At 28.1% G+C, this 2,369-nt stretch carries 3 protein-coding genes and 1 pseudogene; 3 read left to right on the forward strand and 1 reads right to left on the reverse strand.

The genetic code is table 11. From position 1 onward, the window contains the following. A partial coding sequence (locus ABWO04_RS11190; protein ID WP_353079773.1) for a tetratricopeptide repeat protein occupies positions 1–821 on the reverse strand: 821 nt, incomplete at its 3' end. Between the two features lie 149 nt (positions 822–970). Between ABWO04_RS11190 and ABWO04_RS11195 the strand changes: the two genes are divergently transcribed. The 3 genes and pseudogenes from ABWO04_RS11195 to ABWO04_RS11205 all read left to right on the forward strand — a co-directional run. Continuing rightward, positions 971–1,654, forward strand: coding sequence for a cell division ATP-binding protein FtsE (locus tag ABWO04_RS11195; protein ID WP_353079774.1), 684 nt, complete (start codon positions 971–973; stop codon positions 1,652–1,654). Positions 1,655–1,706: 52 nt separating this feature from the next. Continuing rightward, positions 1,707–2,252, forward strand: coding sequence for a DUF4199 domain-containing protein (locus ABWO04_RS11200; protein WP_353079775.1), 546 nt, complete (start codon positions 1,707–1,709; stop codon positions 2,250–2,252). Further along, a pseudogene (locus tag ABWO04_RS11205) lies at positions 2,253–2,369 on the forward strand (glycosyltransferase); the annotation flags it as partial.

Genomic DNA, 2,369 nt, shown 5'->3' on the forward strand with positions numbered 1-2,369 from the left:
CCTTTTTTGCCTTTATAAGCTTGTAAATAAGGTAATGCATTATCGTATTGTTTTAAATTAAAATAACTTTCACCAATAATTTTAGACAATTCACTTTTTTCAATTGCTGTAGATTTTTTCAATTGCGGTTCGCCTAAATCAATTGCTTTCTGAAAGTTTCCTAATTTAAAATTCATATCTGCTTGAAAGTACCCCATTTTTTCTTTGTACTTTTCTTCCCCTGCAACCTGATTAAATAATTCGTTGGCTTCTTTATAATTGTCGCTTTCGTATGCTAAATATCCTAAATAATATTTGGCTTGATTTCCATACGCATCTGATTGAATTACTTTTTTAAAAAACTTCGAAGCATCATTATTATTTTTGATTGAAAAATAAGCATAACCTCTTTGGAAATTAGCTTTATCAATATCGGAATCAGTTAATTCAGATTCATAAATATTTTCATACCATTTTAAAGATTGGGTATAATTTCCTTCAGCAAAATAATATTGTGCAACTTCAAAATATGCTAAATTTCTTTTCGTACTAGTTGGGTGATTTTCAATGAAAGATTCCATTAAAGCATCGGCATCTTGCTGATTGGTTTTTATGGCACAATTGGCAATAAAATAATCGCAATCGGATATAATTTCTTCAGACGGATTGGTGTTTTTTACACGTTCAAATAAAATTTGTGCCGCTTGAAATTGCTTTTCTTTATACAATTGAATAGCTTTATGATACTCTGGATTTTGATTTAAATATATAGCAGACTGCTGAGCCATACTGCTTTGCGAAACAAAAAGTAATGCTAAAAAAAGCGTTTTGATACCGTTCATAATTGAATTCGTTTTAAGTCCCAAATATATCAAATTGATATCATTATAAACGCAAAAATTATCTTAAATATTGCAATCGTAATAATTTAGTTGAATAATTTTGTTTAGCGATGAAATGTTTATATTTTTACAGAATAAATTATATCATTATGAGTCAAACGATTTTATCTTTAAAAGACGTTTCTATATACCAAGAAAACAATTTAATATTATCTGATATTAACTTAGAAGTTCAGAAAGGTGAATTTTTATATTTTATTGGAAAAACGGGTTCTGGAAAAAGTAGTTTTATGAAAGTACTTTACGCCGATTTACCTTTAAAAGAAGGCGAAGGAACCATTGTTGATTACAATTTAAACACCTTAAAAGAAAAAGACATTCCTTTTTTACGAAGAAAAATTGGAATTGTATTTCAGGATTTCAAATTGTTATCTGACCGAAGCATAAAAGAAAATTTACTATTTGTTTTGAAAGCAACCGGCTGGAAAGACAAATTGGAAATGGACGCACAAATTAATGAAGTTTTAGAAAAAGTAGGAATGGCAAATTTTGCTTCAAAAATGCCACACCAATTATCTGGTGGTGAACAACAACGTGTTGCCATTGCAAGAGCCTTATTAAACGACCCAGAATTAATTTTAGCTGACGAACCTTCAGGTAATTTAGATCCTCAAACGAGTATTGAAATTATGGAAGTATTACGAAATATCAATGCCAACGGAAAAACAGTTGTAATTGCTACGCATGACTACGCCTTATTATTGAAATACCCTGCAAAAACATTAAAGTTTGAAGACGGAAAGGTGTATGAAGTAGTTCAAAAAGCAGTGTAACAAATTTTTAAATTAAGACACTAATCTATAAACTAATTATAAAAAGCATAGTATGAATGAAATTTTAAAAAGTAACGGTATAAAATATGGAATTATTTTAGGTGGTGTAGGTATACTTATGCATCTAATAATATATTTACTTGGTGGATTAACCGAAGAGAATGCAATTACAGGAGGTGTAATTCAATTTGTATTTTGGTTGGGTTATTTAGGTGTTAGAATTTTTCAATGTATAAACACAAAAAAAGAATTAAACAATTCTATCACATTTAAAGAATTGTTCACTACTTTGACAATATCAATTACAATTGGAATTTTTATTTCTCAATTATTTACATATTCTTTAAACAATTTTATTGATACTGATTATGGTACAGAAATGAATGAGTTTATGAATAAGCAACAAGTAATTGCAATGAAAGCAATGAAAAATTTCACTGAAGTTTCAAGTCAAGATATTAAAGAGGTTGCAAATACTGACAATTTTTCAATAATTAAGACAGGACAAGCTTTTGTAATGTCTATTTTAATTAGTTCAATTATGAATTTAATTTTAGCAGCCATATTTAAATCAAAAACAAACCCATTAAACGAATAAATGAATATATCATTAGTAATTCCCTTATTAAACGAACAAGAATCGTTACCCGAATTATCAAAATGGATTGAGAAAGTTATGACGAGTCATAACTTTTCTTATGAAGTATTGTTTATA

Origin of the sequence: Flavobacterium sp. (assembly GCF_040382755.1) — a bacterium.
Lineage (GTDB): Bacteria > Bacteroidota > Bacteroidia > Flavobacteriales > Flavobacteriaceae > Flavobacterium.